Source organism: Aeromonas sp. R1-1 (assembly GCF_040908495.1).
Taxonomy (GTDB): Bacteria; Pseudomonadota; Gammaproteobacteria; order Enterobacterales; family Aeromonadaceae; genus Aeromonas; species Aeromonas veronii.
Genome location: NZ_JBFODV010000049.1, coordinates 1 through 16,843, shown reverse-complemented (window position 1 = coordinate 16,843; position 16,843 = coordinate 1). Strand labels below are relative to the sequence as shown.

Annotated in this window: 16 protein-coding genes and 1 pseudogene; 11 read left to right on the top strand and 6 right to left on the bottom strand. The window is 58.4% G+C overall.

The genetic code is table 11. The features are described 5' to 3' along the window. From AB5Y92_RS02535 to AB5Y92_RS02525, 3 genes and pseudogenes are all read left to right on the top strand, one after another. Positions 1 to 150, top strand: a pseudogene (locus tag AB5Y92_RS02535) (DUF480 domain-containing protein); the annotation flags it as partial. An 85-nt stretch (positions 151 to 235) separates the two neighbouring features. Beyond that, complete coding sequence (locus tag AB5Y92_RS02530; protein ID WP_368225436.1) at positions 236 to 799, top strand: HutD family protein; 564 nt, start codon at positions 236 to 238, stop codon at positions 797 to 799. Positions 800 to 892: 93 nt separating this feature from the next. Continuing rightward, positions 893 to 1,348: a PD-(D/E)XK nuclease superfamily protein gene (locus tag AB5Y92_RS02525; RefSeq protein WP_069529010.1), complete on the top strand. Its 456-nt coding sequence runs from the start codon at positions 893 to 895 to the stop codon at positions 1,346 to 1,348. A 5-nt stretch (positions 1,349 to 1,353) separates the two neighbouring features. Here the strand turns inward: AB5Y92_RS02525 and AB5Y92_RS02520 are convergent, their stop codons facing one another. Both AB5Y92_RS02520 and azu read right to left on the bottom strand, forming a co-directional pair. Continuing rightward, complete coding sequence (locus AB5Y92_RS02520; protein ID WP_083249997.1) at positions 1,354 to 1,557, bottom strand: hypothetical protein; 204 nt, start codon at positions 1,555 to 1,557, stop codon at positions 1,354 to 1,356. Positions 1,558 to 1,695: 138 nt separating this feature from the next. After that, positions 1,696 to 2,136: an azurin gene (gene azu, locus AB5Y92_RS02515; protein WP_005337768.1), complete on the bottom strand. Its 441-nt coding sequence runs from the start codon at positions 2,134 to 2,136 to the stop codon at positions 1,696 to 1,698. 335 nt (positions 2,137 to 2,471) lie between these two features. Between azu and AB5Y92_RS02510 the strand changes: the two genes are divergently transcribed. The 6 genes from AB5Y92_RS02510 to AB5Y92_RS02485 all read left to right on the top strand — a co-directional run bounded on the left by AB5Y92_RS02510 (position 2,472) and on the right by AB5Y92_RS02485 (position 12,108). Next, positions 2,472 to 3,518 carry an FAD:protein FMN transferase gene (locus AB5Y92_RS02510; protein WP_368225434.1) on the top strand — a complete coding sequence of 349 codons (1,047 nt, stop codon included), beginning with the start codon at positions 2,472 to 2,474 and terminating at the stop codon, positions 3,516 to 3,518. Between the two features lie 159 nt (positions 3,519 to 3,677). Continuing rightward, on the top strand, positions 3,678 to 5,324 hold the full coding sequence (locus AB5Y92_RS02505) for a tetratricopeptide repeat protein (RefSeq protein WP_368225432.1): 1,647 nt from the start codon (positions 3,678 to 3,680) through the stop codon (positions 5,322 to 5,324). A 66-nt stretch (positions 5,325 to 5,390) separates the two neighbouring features. Further along, positions 5,391 to 6,353 (top strand): ion channel, encoded by a 963-nt coding sequence (locus tag AB5Y92_RS02500; RefSeq protein ID WP_069555464.1) that lies wholly within the window; start codon positions 5,391 to 5,393, stop codon positions 6,351 to 6,353. A gap of 236 nt (positions 6,354 to 6,589) precedes the next feature. Next, on the top strand, positions 6,590 to 7,396 hold the full coding sequence (gene xthA, locus AB5Y92_RS02495; protein WP_005353222.1) for an exodeoxyribonuclease III: 807 nt from the start codon (positions 6,590 to 6,592) through the stop codon (positions 7,394 to 7,396). 398 nt (positions 7,397 to 7,794) lie between these two features. Continuing rightward, positions 7,795 to 8,994, top strand: a complete 1,200-nt coding sequence (locus AB5Y92_RS02490; protein ID WP_106842618.1) for an efflux RND transporter periplasmic adaptor subunit — start codon at positions 7,795 to 7,797, stop codon at positions 8,992 to 8,994. A 9-nt stretch (positions 8,995 to 9,003) separates the two neighbouring features. Next, positions 9,004 to 12,108: an efflux RND transporter permease subunit gene (locus AB5Y92_RS02485; RefSeq protein WP_368225430.1), complete on the top strand. Its 3,105-nt coding sequence runs from the start codon at positions 9,004 to 9,006 to the stop codon at positions 12,106 to 12,108. A 60-nt stretch (positions 12,109 to 12,168) separates the two neighbouring features. Here AB5Y92_RS02485 and AB5Y92_RS02480 read toward each other — a convergent pair whose 3' ends face one another. The 4 genes from AB5Y92_RS02480 to AB5Y92_RS02465 all read right to left on the bottom strand — a co-directional run bounded on the left by AB5Y92_RS02480 (position 12,169) and on the right by AB5Y92_RS02465 (position 15,025). Beyond that, positions 12,169 to 12,891 (bottom strand): HlyD family secretion protein, encoded by a 723-nt coding sequence (locus AB5Y92_RS02480; RefSeq protein ID WP_234898525.1) that lies wholly within the window; start codon positions 12,889 to 12,891, stop codon positions 12,169 to 12,171. After that, positions 12,892 to 13,254 (bottom strand): hypothetical protein, encoded by a 363-nt coding sequence (locus AB5Y92_RS02475; protein WP_368225429.1) that lies wholly within the window; start codon positions 13,252 to 13,254, stop codon positions 12,892 to 12,894. After that, the gene (locus AB5Y92_RS02470; RefSeq protein ID WP_368225427.1) at positions 13,251 to 13,649 is read right to left on the bottom strand and encodes a hypothetical protein; all 399 of its coding nucleotides are present in this window, start codon (positions 13,647 to 13,649) and stop codon (positions 13,251 to 13,253) included. The genes AB5Y92_RS02475 and AB5Y92_RS02470 overlap by 4 nt, the downstream gene beginning before the upstream one ends. Positions 13,650 to 13,840: 191 nt before the next feature. Further along, positions 13,841 to 15,025 carry an OmpP1/FadL family transporter gene (locus AB5Y92_RS02465; RefSeq protein ID WP_368225425.1) on the bottom strand — a complete coding sequence of 395 codons (1,185 nt, stop codon included), beginning with the start codon at positions 15,023 to 15,025 and terminating at the stop codon, positions 13,841 to 13,843. Positions 15,026 to 15,416: 391 nt separating this feature from the next. Here AB5Y92_RS02465 and AB5Y92_RS02460 point away from each other — a divergent pair, with 391 nt between their 5' ends. Beyond that, on the top strand, positions 15,417 to 15,917 hold the full coding sequence (locus AB5Y92_RS02460) for a hypothetical protein (RefSeq protein WP_368225423.1): 501 nt from the start codon (positions 15,417 to 15,419) through the stop codon (positions 15,915 to 15,917). 296 nt (positions 15,918 to 16,213) lie between these two features. Beyond that, on the top strand, positions 16,214 to 16,843 hold a 630-nt coding region (locus tag AB5Y92_RS02455; protein ID WP_368225421.1), incomplete at its 3' end, for an efflux RND transporter periplasmic adaptor subunit.

Sequence of the window (16,843 nt, the reverse complement as noted above, 5' to 3'; positions counted from 1 at the left end):
ATTCAGGCGATGATGGATGCTGCCCCTGCCGCAGCCTATGCCTCCCCTGCCGCCGACCGTCTGAGCGAGCTGGAGCAGGAAGTAAACGAGCTCAAGAGCCGTCTCGCCGCCATGGAAGCACGGCTGGCCGCACTGGATGGTCAGGGCTGATCGCCTTTACCATCGCCAATCTCTATCAGGGAGCCGGGGCAGATGTCCCCGGCTCCCTGCGTTTTTTTATCGTGAGGAAGTGCCCGTGATCACCCTGATTAAAGAGTCTGACCACCAGAAGATGCCCTGGAAAAACCAGCAGGGCACTACCAGCCAGATCCTCATCTCCCCCAAGGGGAGCAGCCTTGCCAAACTCGACTTTGACTATCGACTGAGCTCGGCCCCCATCAAGAGCGCGGGTCCCTTCTCCCCCTTTCCCGGCTATCAGCGCATTTTGCTGCCGGTGAGCGGGGCAGGCTTTGTGCTCAACGGCCACCCCTACGCCACCTTCGAGGCGGCGCACTTTAGCGGCGATGAGGAGACCCACTGCGAGTTGCTGAAAAAAGAGGTGACCGATCTGGGGCTTATCTACCATCCGGATCGCATCAGCGCCAACGTGCGGGTGCTGAACCTCCCCTTTCCGCTGACCCTTACCCTCGAGCCAGAGAAGACCTACCTCTGTCACCTGCTGAGCGGCCAGCTGGCCGTGCAGGGCAAAGAGGTGGCCATCAACGAGACGCTGGTGGTGACCGGTGAAAAGAGCATTCACTTCGAATGCCAGAAGAAGACCGCCATCGCCTTCTTTACCCTGCAGGATGTTCTCAAATAGGATCTGCCGCGGTTAAAAATCACTCAAGAATATTGAAAGTTATATATCTCGGAGTAATATGGGTCTCTCATGGCTTTTGTGATGAGAGATCCTATGCAATACACACTTGATGGATTCGAAACACCACCAGAACTCACCACTGAAGAAGAAAAAAGTAATCAACAACTACAGAAAAGAATTAGAGAGATTTTGAATGAATTTGGTTATGTTGAGGATAATAAATTAGTTAATGCCAAAACATTCAAATGCAGAGTTCCTTACGAGGATCTCTATGGGCTTAAAGCAATCAGTGCTTTTGTAATTAACCATCCAATTGATGGGTTAACTCGTATTGAGCCTCATCAGCAACAAGTTTCTGGCTCTGTAGACCGTAAATTTCCTTTCTTTTTACAAAGCGCAAACAAAGCCCCTGAACAAAATGTCATCATTTTGATTGAAGGCCAAGGCCATAAAAAAGCTGCATTTGAATGGCTAAAATCCGAGGCGAAAAAATGCGCTACCAAAAATGTCAAATGCTATGACTTGGCTGAGTTTTCACTCTGGCTCTAATTTGATTAACGTTTGGGTGCCCGCCCTCCACTGTCGAGGCATGCTTGCATTGTGTCATAAGGGATATAATGCTTGGTTCGGTTGTAATAAGTCCCCCCTTTCGGATGACATATACCACTACGACTTTTCTTTACCGGAGGTTCTGCTGCCAAAGCGATGGTACACACCAAGAGTAAACAACAACTGAGAACCAATTTTACTAATTGCATTTCCGTGTATCTTCCAGCGTCTTTAGAACAAAAACCTCGTCTGATGCCAGCCAATTCTGTCAGATATATAGCTCAATAGAAAAGCCGGGAAATCCCGGCTTTTGCTATTGAGGCAACCGGCTCGTGCCGGTCAACACCTTAGTTGACCTTGAAGGAGCCCTTCATCATGGCGAAGTGGCCGGGGAAGGAGCAGAAGAAGGTGAGATCCTTGCCCGCCAGACCGTCGGTCTTGAAGGTCACGCTGCTGCTCTCGCCGCCGCCGATCAGCTTGGTGTGAGCCAGTACACGGGGATCATCCTTGGGCAGATAGCCGTTCTCGGCCCCGGCGCTCATCCCGGCAGTCGCCACGGTCTGATAGTCGGCGGTGCTGGCCAGCACCCAGTTGTGACCCATGGCGGTCACGGGCAGCTTGCCGGTATGGTTCAGGGTGACCGTCACCTCCTTGCAGGTGGCCGGCACGCTCATCTCTTTGAGGTTGTACTGCATGGCATCATTGCCTTCGATGACCAGTGCACACTCATCCGCCAGCACGGGGGCAGCCAGGGTACTCAGAAACAGCAGGGTAATCGCCTTTTTCATCATCTTCTCCTTTGATTGGCAATGGATGGCAACGACTTGGCGGATGCGGTGAACGCTTCGCAAAGATGCCGTCTAAATCGACCTTCATTTTACTCAATTGTCTTCAATCGGCTATGGCTTTTGGCCAAAGCTGCGGGCCAGGTCACCAGACGGTGCTCTACTCGCCACTCTCTCCCTCACGGATGGACGATACGAACCGCTCCCGCCACAGGTTCAAAACTGTTTAATTTTTTCTGCCCTTTTCCCTCCGATTGCCCCTATCAGGGCTCGCCCGGCGGGCGCCCCTTGGCTAAGCTAGCGCCCCGATATGAACCTTCTCCAGATGAGAGCGCCGGATGATTGCGATAACCCCCGTGGCGGCCCTGCGCGGCCTGCTGCTGACCCTGCTGCTGGCGCTGGCCGGCTGCCAGCCAACCCCGCCAGCCCAGACCCGAATTCAGGGCAAGACCATGGGCACCTACTATGTGGTGACCCTGAGCGATAGCTACCCCGGCGGGGAGCCCTCCCTCAAAAGCGACGTAGAGAGCCTGCTGGCCCGGATGAACAAGGAGATCTCCACCTACGATCCGGGCTCGCTCATCTCCCGTTTCAATCAGGGGCCCGCCAACACCCCGTTTGCCATCCCGCCCGCCATGGCCATCATAGTCCAGCAGGGGATGGATGCCGGTAAGCTGACCGACGGCAAGCTGGATGTGACCGTGGGGCCTCTGGTCAATCTGTGGGGCTTTGGCCCGGACAAACGGCCGGTCAAGCGGCCCGATGAGGCGGCCATCGCCGCCGCCCGCCACAAGGTAGGGATCGACAAGCTGAGCCTGACCCCGCAGGGGGATCACTTCCTGCTCGAAAAAACGATCCCGGATCTCTATCTCGACCTCTCCACCCTTGGCGAGGGGGCGGCATCGGATGAAATCGCCGCCCTGCTCGAGGGCAAGGGGGTACACAACTACCTGATCGAAGTGGCCGGTGCGGTGCGCAGCAAGGGCAACAACAGCAAGGGCTCGCCATGGAAAGTGGCCATCGTCGAACCCTCCGATCAGCCGGGAGCGTTTTCCGATATCGTCATCCCCAACGGCATGGCGCTCAGCACTGCAGGCAGCTATCGCAACTACTACGAGCTGGATGGCCAGCGTTACTCCCATATCATCGACCCCGCCACCGGCCAGCCGGTCACCCACAAGCTGGTCTCCGCCAGCGTGATCACCCCGACCGCACTGGAGGCCGATGCCCTCGATACCGCGCTGATGGTGATGGGGCCCGAAGCGGGGATGGCATTTGCCAAACAGCACCAGCTGGCGGTCTATCTCATCATCAAGACCGAACAGGGGTTCAAGGCCGAGTACACGCCGCAATTTGCTCCCTATCTGGCAGAGAAAAAACATTGAGTTCAAGGCCCTGGCAACAGGGCCTTTTTCTTTCACTCATCGCGGGCAAAAGGCGGACAAACGGAGATGGTTCGCAATCGACAACTTGGCCAATTGCCTCTTCGGGCGCTTTGGTGGCACACTTTCCCTCATCAGCCCGCAGCGCCTCGACCCAGACAGATGCAGACACCTGAACAAGAGCCAGAAAAAAAGAGCCCAGCCAAGCCACAACGCATTCTGATGGTCAATGAGCAGCGCTCGTTTCAGGTGATGATGAAGGCGATGCTGCTCAATCTGGGTATCAGCAACATCACCTACTCCAATACCGCCGAGGATGCGCGGCGCCGCTGCCAGAAGGGCAGTTTCGACATCTATCTCATCGATTACGATCTGGGGGTTGGTGAAAATGGTCGTCAGTTGCTCGAAAGCCTGCGCGACAAAGACCTGATCCCGCCCCAGAGCGTGGTGATCATGGTGAGTGGCGACAGCTCCCGCGCCATGGTACTGAGCGCGCTGGAAGCCGAGCCCGACGAATACCTGATGAAGCCCTTCTCTCAGGAGCAGTTCTCGTTTCGCTTGAAGCGTGCCCTCGCCCGGCGCAACGCGCTGGCCAGCGTCTTTACCGCGCTGGCCGATGACAATCTGGCAGCCCTCATTACCGCCTGTGCCGAGCGGGCCGATGCGGTGCCCCGTTTTGCCAACTACTGCCGCTGCCTGCAGGCCGATACCCACCTCAAGCTGGGTCAGGCGCAGGAGGCACGCGCCCTGATGCGCCAGCTGCTGGCCGGGCAGGAGAACAGCTGGGCCCGCCTGACGCTGGGCAAGGCGTGCAACACCCTGGGGCTCCACGAAGAGGCGGTTAGCCATCTCCAGGCGACCCTCAAAAATACCCCGCTGATGGTGGAGGCTCACCTCTGGCTGGCAGAATCCCTGCTGGCCCTTGGCAATGACGAGCAGGCGCAGCAGGAGCTCAGACGGGCGGTGGATATCTCCCCCCAGTCGGTGCAACTCTCCCGTCGGCTGGCGGAGGTGTGCCTGCAGCGTCACGACTACGCCCAGGCCAAGGATGTGCTGATGTCGCTGATCGACCTGTCGCGCAACTCCATTCACCGCACGCCCCATTATCTGGGGGCCTATATCCAGACCCTGACCCTCTACGCCCTCAATAGCAACGACAGCTACCACATCGCCAACCTGCAAAAGCAGGTCAATTCTGCCCTGTCGCGCATCCGCGATTCGCTGATGATGTCGGAGTTCAACTACCCGGTGTTCGAGCAGATCTGTCAGGCCCGGGTGCAGATTGCGCTGGGGGAGCTGCTCAAGGGCAAGAAGATGCTCTATCGCGCCAATCAGAACTGGCTCGATGAACCGGCCACCATGCCCCCCGCCCTGCTTGGCGAAACCATCCTTGCCCTCTACCAGCTCGGCGAGTTTGAATATGCCGAAAGCCTGCAAGGGCTGCTGGCGGAGGACGAAGATCGGCTGCTCACCACCTGCATTCAGGCAACCCGCGATGACAAGACGGTGCTGGAGCGGCGTCAGCGCTACCAGCAGCTCAACGATCTGGGGATCAAGGCCTATCAGAGCGGCGAGCTGGAGCAGGCCCTCGGTCATTTTCGCGAGGCCCTGCGCCGCGCTCCCGCCAATACCGGTGCGGCTCTCAACAAGATCCAGGTGCTGCTGCAACTGATGCAGAAAAAACGCAAGAGTCCGGAATTTGGTGCCGAGTGCAAAGACACCCTGGACGTGCTCGACGGCATCCCCCTCAACCCGGCCCAGCAGGAGCGTTTTCGCAAGCTGCGTCAGGAGTTCAACCAGTTCAGCTAAGACGCCGCCGCGCCCCCTTTTCCCCGCCTATGCTGAAACCAGTTCGGCAATGCGAGGGAAACGAAGATGGCGATGTGTCGTTATCTGGTGGCCGATGGCCGCCACTGCAGTGAAGAGGCTGGCGAGCACGATCTCTGCCACTGGCATGATCCCCACCATACCCATCAGGAAGCCCGCAGCGCCGAGGCGCTTGAACAGTACGTTCGCGCTGGCGGACTCTGCCACGGCCTGCAGCTGTCACGGGCCAATCTGGCGGGCCTCAATCTGGTCAACAAGGAGTCCGATCAGGGATTTTTGCTGGAGCAGTGCAACCTCTATCGCGCCAACCTGCGCGGTGGTCACCTCTACGGCCTGCGCATGAAGGGCGGCAGCCTGATGAAGGCCGATCTCAGTGATGCCAACCTCCAGTGCGCTACCCTCGATGACGTCAACCTGCTCGGCATCCGCTGGCACAACACCCGACTCGACAACATGCAGACCGGCAAACGGGTGATGCAGGATCGCAAGGGGCGGCGCGAACGGGATCCCAAACAGGCGCGCATCTGGTTCAAGGAGGCAGAAGAGACCTACCGGGATCTGCGCAAAGCCTCCGAGGCACAGGGGATCTTCACCATGTCCGGCAACTATATCCAGCAGGAGCTCACCATGCGCCGCCTGCAACTGCCGTTCTGGTCGACCCAGCGTTTTACCTCCTGGGTGGTCGATCTCTTCTGCGGCTATGGCGAGGCCCCGATGCGGGTGGTGCTCTTCTCGTTGCTGCTCATCTTTATCTGCAGCATTTTTTACTTCTTCTGCGGACTGCATTTTCAGGGCGAGCACCTCATCTACCAACCCGGTGCCCCGCTCGAGCAAAATGCCATCTTCCTGCTCGAATGCCTCTACTACAGCGTGGTCACCTTCACCACATTGGGGTACGGCGACTTCACTCCGGTCGGCCTCTCCAGGATCTTCGCCGCCTTCGAAGCCTTCACCGGCAGCTTTACGCTGGCGCTGTTTGTGGTGGTATTCGTCAAGAAGATGACCCGCTGAAAACCTGTCCACGATCCTACTGCGAGGCTGTGATCAAGGCTCATGTGCTGCTCGGAATCCTCATGTATACATATACAATCCGGTTCCTGCGCTGCGCTTCACCTTGCTGACAGCCTCTCGCGACGGATCGTGAACAGGTTACCAAGCAGTTGCACCGGTCACAGCCCCCGAACTTGCATCCACCGCCGATTCCTAGTCCAATAGCCACTTATAAAAATGACATGAGCATCCCGGACATGAAGATCATCTCTTTCAATATCAACGGCCTGCGCGCCCGTCTGCACCAGCTGCAAGCCATCATCGACAAGCACCAGCCCGATGTGATCGGCCTGCAGGAGATCAAGGTGCACGATGAAGCCTTCCCGCTGGCCGATGTGGAGGCCATGGGCTATCACGTGGAGTTTCATGGCCAGAAGGCCCACTACGGGGTCGCCATCATGAGCAAGCAGAAGCCGGTCAAGGTGGAGAAAGGCTTCCCCACCGACGATGAAGAGGCCCAGCGCAGGATGATCATGGCCACCTTCGAGCGCGAAGACGGCTCTCTCATCAAGGTGATGAACGGCTACTTCCCGCAGGGTGAAAGTCAGGATCACGAGACCAAGTTCCCGGCCAAGCAGAAGTTCTACGAGGATCTGCAGCACTACCTCGAGACCAACCACACCCCGGACGACCAGCTGGTGCTGATCGGGGATATGAATATCTCCCCCACCGATCTCGACATCGGCATCGGCGAGGCAAACCGCAAGCGCTGGCTGCGGGATGGCAAGTGCTCCTTCCTGCCCATCGAGCGCGAATGGATGGAGCGCCTGAAAGGGTTTGGCCTGACCGACACCTTCCGCGCCGCCAATCCCACCGAGTGCGAACGTTTCTCCTGGTTTGACTACCGCTCCAAGGGCTTTGACGAGAACCGCGGCCTGCGCATCGATCTCATCATGGCCTCCGACGCCCTCAAGGACAGCGTGACCGAGACCGGTATCGACTACGAGCTGCGCGGCATCGAGAAACCCTCCGACCACGCCCCCATCTGGGCCTGCTTCGCCTGATGCGGCGCAAGATTAACCGATGAGTCGCGACGAATTCGTAAACTGTGAAGCGGCTCGCGGTTGCCTGCGATAAAAGGGCGTAAAAAACCCATCCAGACAAGGTGCCTTATGGCACCTTATTTTTTGCAGCAAGGAGTGGCTGGCGTGATACGGTTACGAAGAGCCCTGGCCCGGGATGAACATCCCCGAAGCCCCCCCGCCCAAATCGGAAAAGTCAGACTTTTTTCGTCAATCGGCAACCCTAATTGCCACTTTGAGAAGGTTGTGTTCAAGGTTGCCGCCCTATCATCTCCCATTCCAATCATAAATAAGTTGTTTTTTTAATCATGAAGTTAATGATGTGTATGGAGAAACATGCTGAACGCAGCAGCCGAAATCGATCCAACAGGAGTGTGATGATGAAGGTGCCCAATGCCGGAAGAGAGGTTTACAAACGCAGCTTGCTGACCCTGGCGCTGATCAGCGGTCTGAGTGCCTGTGGCGGCGAGACGACCCAGACGGCCCAGACCATGCCCGCCGTCCCTGTGGTGGTCGCCGAGGTCAAGCTGACCGATGTGCCGCTCACCACCGAGATGGTGGGAGAGACCGCCGGTTTTCGGGAGATCGATGTGCGCTCTCGGGTCAGTGGCATCCTGCTCAAGCGCACTTATGTGGAAGGCCAGCCGGTTACCGCCGGTCAGGAGCTGTTTCTGATTGACCCGGAGCCCTACAAGGTGGCACTGGAGCAGGCCAAAGGGACTTTGGCTCAGGAGCAGGCCCGTCTCAACAAGGCCCGTGCCGATCGGGATCGCATCATTCCCCTCTTCAAGCGTCAGGTGGTGAGTCGCAAGGACTATGACGACACCATCGCCAACTACGAAGCGGCCATCGCCAGCCATCAGGCCGCTCAGGCCAAGGTGAAAGAGGCGGAGCTCAACCTCAGCTACACCCAGGTGACCGCCCCCATCAACGGCATGGCGAGCAAGAGCTCCCAGTCCGAGGGGAGCCTTATCTCCACCAGCGGCGACAACGGCCTGCTCACTACCATCACCCAGTTTGATCCGCTCTACGTCAACTTCTCCTACTCGGAGCAGGATCGCCTCAACTTCGAAAACTCGGTAAAGAAAGGGGTGATTGAAGCGAAGGATGCCACCACCTGGCGCACCCATATTCGTCTGGCCGATGGATCCCTCTATCCGGAGGCGGGCAAGCTCAACTTCTCCGACAACCGGGTCGATCCCCAGACCGGCACCATCCGTGCCCGTGCCATCTTCGACAACAAGGACGGCGTACTGCTGCCGGGCCAGTTTGTCCGCATGACCATCGATCTGGGCACCCGCAAAAACGCCATCGTGGTGCCGCCGCGCGCCATCGTCCAGTCCCAGGCTGACCGCATGGTGATGGTGGTCGATGCCGACAACAAAGTAGTGCCCCGTCCGGTTACCCTGGGCACGGCAGTCGACTCCGGCGTGCTGATCGAGAGCGGTCTGCAGGCTGGTGAGCGCTATATCGTCGAAGGCTTGATGAAGGCCCGCCCCGGCGCCGTGGTAAAACCTGTCTCTGCCGACGAGATGAAGGCGATCACCGGCAAGGTGGTCAGCCAGTCTGCGGCCAAGTAAGGAGCCCGTATGTTTTCCAAGTTCTTCATAGAACGCCCCATCTTCGCCAGCGTGATTTCGATCATTATCGTGCTGGGCGGGTTGGCGGCGATGCGGGCGCTCCCCATCGAGCAATATCCCCAGATCACCCCGCCGGTGGTCTCGGTCACGGCGTTTTATCCGGGCGCAACCCCGGAGGTGATCTCCCAGACCGTGGCAGCGCCGCTGGAGCAGCAGATCAACGGCGTCGAGCGGATGATCTACATGCAGTCGGGGTCGGCCTCCAACGGCCAGATGAACCTCAACGTCTACTTCGAGATCGGCACCGATCCGGATCAGGCCACCATCAACGTCAACAACCGGGTCTCGGCCGCCATGGCCCAGCTGCCGGAAGAGGTGAAAAAGCAGGGGGTAACGGTCAAGAAGAAATCGACCTCCATCCTGCAGGTGGTCACCCTCCAGTCACCGAACGGCTCGTTTGATACCACCTATCTGTCGAACTACGCCCTGCTCAACATCATCGACGAGCTCAAGCGGATTCCCGGCATCGGTGATACCACCTTGTTTGGCGGTACCGACTATGCGATGCGTATCTGGCTGCGGCCGGATCGACTGGCCCAGCTCGAGCTCACCCCGAGCGACGTGATTGGTGCCATTCGCGAGCAGAACACCCAGTTCGCGGCAGGCAAGATCGGTGCCCAACCCACCACGGCCCCCATCGACTTCACCTACACGGTGCAGACCAAAGGGCGCCTTGAGGATGTGAAAGAGTTCCAGAACATCATCGTCCGCTCCATGCCCGATGGCTCCAAGATCCGGGTCCGCGATGTCGCCCGGGTCGAGCTGGGGGGCAAGGATTATGATCTGGTCGCCCGCGCCAACGGCAAACCGGCCATCGGTATCGCTACCTATCTGCAACCGGGCGCCAACGCCGTCGCGGTCGCCGATGCGGTTCACGCCACCATGGAGCGACTCAAGGAGCGCTTCCCGCAGGATATCGAGTACCATATCCCCTATGACACCACCGAGTTCGTGAAGATCTCCATCGAAGAGGTGGTACACACCCTGTTCGAGGCGATCGTACTGGTGTTCGTGGTGGTCTATCTGTTCCTGCAGAACTTCCGCGCCACCCTGATCCCCTGTATCGCGGTGCCGGTGTCGCTCATCGGGACCTTCGCCGGCATGCTGGTGCTCGGTTTCTCCATCAACCTGCTGACCCTGTTCGGCATGGTGCTCGCCATCGGTATCGTGGTAGATGACGCCATCGTGGTGCTCGAGAACGTCGAGCGGATCATGAGCGAGAAGAAGTGCTCCGCCAAAGAGGCTGCCATCCTCGCCATGCAGGAGGTCTCCGGTCCGGTGGTCGCCATCGTGCTGGTGCTCTGCGCCGTGTTCCTGCCGGTCGCCTTTATGGGCGGCATGACCGGGGTGATGTACAAACAGTTTGCCATCACGGTCGCGGTCTCGGTCGCCATCTCCGGTCTGGTGGCACTGACTCTCTCTCCGGCCTTGTGCGCCGTATTGCTGAAAGAGGGACACCACAAACCGGCCCGCTTCTTCGTCTGGTTCAACGATAAATTTGACCAGCTGACCCGCGGCTATGTGCGGGGTGTAGCCTTCCTCAACCGTCGGGTGGGGGTCGCCTTTGCCATCATCGCCGTACTGATCCTCTCCATCTACGGCCTCTTCCTGAAAGTGCCGGGCGAACTGGTACCGAACGAAGATCAGGGCTACCTCATCTCCGCCGTCATGCTGCCGGATGCCGCCGCGATGAGCCGGACCCAGGCGGTGGCGGATCAGTTCGACAAGATCGCCATGGCCAACCCCCATGTGAAGGATGTGATCACCTTCTCGGGCTTTGACATTCTCTCCAATGCCATCATCAGCAACAGCGGCATGACCTTCATTACCCTGAAGGACTGGAGCGAGCGTCAGGGGACAGGACAGGACTCCTTCTCGCTGGCCAAGACCTTCCAGGGCTTGAGCCTGATGGGGCTGGCGGATGGCTTTGTCGCCTCCTTCAACCCGCCTCCCATTCAGGGGATGTCCACCACAGGTGGCCTTGAGGCCTATCTGCAGAACCGTGGCACCGGCAACGCCCAGGCCTTCTCCGGCGAAGTGCAGCGCTTCCTCGAAGCGGCCAAGGCGCGCCCGGAGTTTGCCAGCGTCACCAGCACCTACCGCGCCAACGTGCCACAGGTCTATCTGGATCTGGATCGCGAAAAAGCCAAGGCGCTGGGGCTGCCCATCAACGCGGTGTTTGACACCATGCAGGCCACCTTCGGCCAGGTCTATGTCAACGACTTCAACCAGTTCGGCCGTACCTACCGGGTGCAGTTGCAGTCCGAGGCAGACTATCGCGCCAAGAAGAGCGACATCCGCAACGTCTATGTCCGCTCCGACAAAGGGGAGATGATCCCGCTCAGCAGTCTGGTGACGGTGCGTGATGCCACCGGCCCCGAACTGGTCGAACGCTTCAACATCTTCCAGGCCGCCAAGATCATGGCACAGCCGGCACCCGGCTACAGCTCGGGTCAAGCCATCGCCGCGCTGGAAGAGGTCGCCAATGAGGCTCTTGGCAACGACGCCAAGCTGGAGTGGACCGGCTCCGCCTATCAGGAGAAAGCGGCCGCAGGCAGCGCTGGTATGGCCTTTGGTTTCGGTATCGTGATGATCTTCCTCATTCTGGCCGCCCAGTATGAACGCTGGAGCCTGCCGTTTGCGGTGATCACCGCCGTACCGTTCGCCCTGTTCGGTGCCCTGCTCGCCACCTGGCTGGTGGGGCTGACCAACAACGTCTACTTCCAGATCGGGCTGGTGACCCTGGTCGGCCTTGCCGCCAAGAACGCCATCCTGATCGTGGAGTTCGCGGTGATGAAGCACGAAGAGGGGATGAGCCTCATCGAGTCGGCACTGGAGGCGGCGCGCCTGCGTTTCCGTCCCATCGTGATGACCTCGCTCGCCTTCATCCTCGGCTGTGTGCCGTTGGTCACCTCCAGCGGGGCCGGTGCGGCAAGCCGTCACGCCCTCGGCTGGCCGGTCATCGGCGGCATGCTGGCGGCCACCTTTATCGCCATCTTCTTTATCCCGCTTTTCTTCCGCCTCATCATGAGAGGATCGGAAAAAAGGGCCTGACTATTCCGGTAAAGCTCACCAAGCCCCTCCCTCACGGAGGGGCTTTTTTATGTCAGTCCGTTACATCGCAAACAGATAGGCCTTCATCGCCTTGAGACGCACGGTAGCCGCACCGATGATGTCGATAAAGCCAAGCAGCGGATGGGGTTTATGTGCCGAAATCCAGGCTGAGCCGGTTGCCCCAATTGGCAGGTCCACACCGTCCGGCACCAGCATGTCGAGTACCACTGTCCGGCCATGGCTCGACATGTTGTTGCCCACATGCTGCCGTACATCCTGATCCCCCTGCGCAACACTCATCTGGGCCTCCCCCGTACCAGTAAGTACTGAGTGCACCCGTGCCCGAAAGATGCGCCCGGGATAGGCATCTACATAAAACTCGGCAAACTGGCCTGGTGCTATGTTGCGAAAACTCTGATCCGGAATGCGAAACTCCAGAAACTTGCGAGAAGTGTCGTATAGGTGCATGTTGCCGGTACGGGAACCGCTGGCAATATTGACTATCGAGACCTGACCATCAAACGGAGCCCTGATCACCTTCTCTTCATTCCGTCGCTCCTGCAAGGCCAGCTCTGTCTCTAGATTCAACACCTGAGCTTCAATCGCCTGAACCTTCGCTTCACTGGCACTCAGTTGCGCCAGATCGCCATCAATTTGGGTCTGCAGCTGGTCACGGCTCTGAATACTGGCAAAGTTACCCAACTGGGTCAGCCGAGCCAATTCCTTGTGATTGAGGTTCAGTCGTGACTGGATCGCTCGCTGCTGGCTTACCTCTGACGCCACCTAGGCATGCTGGGCGTCAATCTGATAGCTCAACGCCCGAGACTTACCGTTACTCTCCCAGTCCGCAAGACTATAAATGGGCTGACCACGCGCAACGCGCTGATTATGCGCAACATAAATCTGATCTATCTGATGAAACTGGTTGATGCCTAGTAAGGGTCCCAACACCGCATGAGGTGCCTTGACCGTCGCCGAATCGGTAAAATCTACCGGAGCCAAATGGCGAGAGGTAGTCAACAAACCAAGCGCCAATAACGCGCCAATTGCGGTACTCCAAAAACCCGTTTTTAGGTTCCAAGGCAATATGTTCAGCTTGACCAGCAACCACACGATCAGGATATAGGGCAGCAGGATCTCTTTCATGATGCCTCCTCCTCATGACGACCACGTCGAATACCATGGCCGATAATAAGGCTCATCCGCTCGCTCAGCACATCCCAACGGGCAAAAGCGATGATGACGGCAAGCACCCACCAGGTCTTGTCGATAAACAGTCCGCACAAGGAGAGCGCAAACACCAGGGTGATATGCACCGACTCGGACACCTTGGCACGATGCACAGCGATCTCATGCAGTTGCCACAGCAGATAGACCAGATAGAGGACCACATAGAGAGTGATCACAGTAATCACCCCCATAAAGATCTCGGAATCAAGCAGTACCATGATGGCTGGCAAAGCATGGTTGAACTTGGTCGCCTCAATTGGATAGATGTGGGCACCTTTCGAGAAGAAGACAACCAGAGCAACCGTGACCAATATAAACGTCAGGCGCCAAAGCCACCGCGCTAACGCAGAGGTTGATTGTGATGACATTTGATGTTGTTCCTTGAGTAACGGATGAGCAAACAAGTGGACCTCACGAGCCACCTAGCTAATAACGCGCCGGATCGGCGCGACGGCTAGGATGGAGAAGCCCCCAACCAGTGAAGGCTTGCAAGGCTCACAACTCAGAACTGGTGTTGCACACCGATGTTGAAGAAGTTCAGGTAGCTGTTGTTGTAGCTGCCGGACAAGTGCGGGCGACCGATCCCGTCCTGATCCACTGGCATATCACCCAGCCAGGCCAGGGTATAGCTGGCTTCCACCTTGGTGGCTGGGCTCAACTGATAACTGGCCCCCATACCCCAGCGCCAACCAGAACCCACTGGAAGCATCACAGTACGGTACTCATCACTCACTGCACTACTGTCATAGCCTATTCCGCTGCTCAAACGCAGTGCAGGGGTGACATCAACCTGTGCCCCCAGGCTGGCATGCCATGTATCCTTGTAATTCATATCAATGGTTTGGCTGCCCATGGCAGATGCCACACCGATATCGCCAAAACGGGACCACTGCTGCCAGTTGGCACTGGCCAGCAAGGCCCACTGGTCGTTGAGCTGGTGATAGCCACTTAGCGTAATGGTCTGCGGAATCATGATCTCGACCCCTAGACCTGCCACATCAGCACGTGGGAAGAGCTGATCTTCCAGCTCCCACTTCAGTTCGGAGAAGTAGCTCAGGCCGATACGGGAGTGCTGATCCAGCTCGTAAAGTACCCCGAAGGAGGCGCCATACGCCCAGTCACTGTTGGAGAATTCCCGCCCTTCCCGCATCCCGGACGTCAGATCCACAGAGGCTTCCAGCGAACCATTCATGGCGATCAGGCTGGCTCCCACCGACCAATTTGAGTCAATGCGGTACGCCAGACTCGGAGCAAAGGCGATGCCGGTCAGCTTGGCCGACTGGGTATAACCACGACCATCCCAGCCATCGCCATAATCGATACCCAGACCGTGACTGCCAAAGACGCCGATACCTGCGACCCATTGATCGTCGATGGCATGAGTCAGATAGAGGCTGCCGAGCGACGCGGTCTGCAGGGCATTTCCACCGTTGTTAACGCCGCTGTCCAGATCCAGCTCAAGGTCGCCGTATACCACACCGCCATTGACCTGCAACTGGGTACCTTCCAGTTTGGTCATACCGGCCGGGTTGCTTGCGATAGTATCTGCCCCTTGGGCACGGGCGGCAGACCCTGCGTTGGCCAGCGCACTGTTGGCAGTGCTGGTCTCGTAGAGGGCAAGGCCGCCAGCCATGGCTGATGGACTCAGCAAAGCGGCAAGCATCAGCGACAGCAGTCGTGGCTGCATTTCAATACTCCTGAATAGTGAACATGGTGAGCACCCGGCAAGGTGTGCTGCTCAAAAACACGGTTTGACTCTTTGATTGTCAGCATCCGGGAGACCTGCGGCTTTATACTGCTCGCTCATGGCGTCACGGGATGGATAAGGTCGGCAAGCACTCCTGCCGCAATCATTTATGCCGGAGCACAAGAGTGAACTATCACGCCATCGTGGTAACTGACAGGGGCATCCTAACGGGATGAGGGGCATGCTTCATTAGGGTTGAGCATACGCAATGGTTAAGCATTGCTTAAATATCCCCCCCAACACAGCACCTCTATTACATCACCGGCGCCATTGACCTTCACCTCGTGGCAAGGTTTACAGTCCAGCCATCTGCTCCCGAAGGATGCCCGGATTGTCACTCACCCAGCTTGCTGCAAGATTGCCCTGCGTTGCTATGGCCCGGCTATTGCTGGCGCTGCTGCTCGTCTGCAATCTGACCCTCTGCATCAGCTGGCATGGTTCTCCCCTCTCCTCCGAGCCGACCCCAAGCAGCGCCCAGTCGATGGTGATGTTCGATTCATCCATGGTGATGGCGGATGGCGATATCTCTCATGCAATGCCCGCGATGGATCACCCGGGCGATGTCATGCCTCTCTCCTGCCATCAGGGAGACGAGGGGTCAGCCATGGGCGATGAGTGCCAGATGCAGACAGGCATCAATGCCCCCTCCTTCAGCGCGATGACACTGCTTGGGGTACTGGTCGTTCTGCTGCTCTTTCCCTTGCTACTTGGCAACAACGTCGCAGCGTCACTGCTTGATAACTGGTTGCGGGATCCCTTCCTGCGCTCGCGCGGTACTCACCCTCCCTCCTGGCCGCGCCGACATCTGATGCTGTCGGTGTTACGCCACTAGAAAGTCCTTCTCTTGCGGCACAGGCAAGCTTTAACTTGCCCGTTTCCTGCCGCCTTGCCTGACCCTGTGCCCCGGCCAAACCGGTCCGCTCACAGGGAGCCGTGCGCACTGATACAGCTGCGCCCCGTTTGCCGCCAGCCCCTTGGGTGATGCCTTGCACCTCACCCGACCGGCGGCCTGCAAAAGAGAAGACGTATTATGTCACCAGCCCACTTTTCACCGTCCAAGGTTGCTGCCTTCGCGGGCGCCTTATCCTCCTGCACTTTCTGCATGCAGACCCGCGCCGGAGGCCAGTCATGAACAAGACCATCCTGATGTCGGCCCTGCTGCTCGCCCTCGGCGCCGGTGGCGGCTACTGGGCCGCCAAACAGACCACCGCTGGCCCCGCTGCCAAGGAGAAGACGCCGCTCTACTGGGTCAACCCCATGGATCCGCGCGACAAGCGTGATGGCCCCGCCAAGGACAACATGGGGATGGACTTTATCCCCGTCTATGAGGAAAAACAGGGTGGCTCGCCGGGCACAGTCACTATCAGCCCCGAGATCCAGCAGAACCTGGGGGTGCGACTGGCCAAGGTGGAGAAGCTCCCCATCCACCAGCAGATCGAGACGGTGGGCTACGTCGGCTATGACGAGGATAGACTGGAGGCGGTCAACGCCCGCATGGCAGGCTGGATCCGCACCCTCGCTATCAAGAGCGAGGGGCAGCAGGTGAGCAAGGGAAGCCTGATTTACGAGCTCTACGCCCCGGATCTGGTCAATGCCCAGCACGAGTACCTGCTCGCCCTCAACACAGCCAACCCGCTGCTGCTGCGCGCCGCCGAGGGCAAGCTCAAGTCCCTGCAGGTGCCGGCAGATCAGATTGCCGCCCTCAAGCGCACCCGTCAGGTGCAGGAGACTGTGCGTATCTATGCCCCCAGCAGCGGC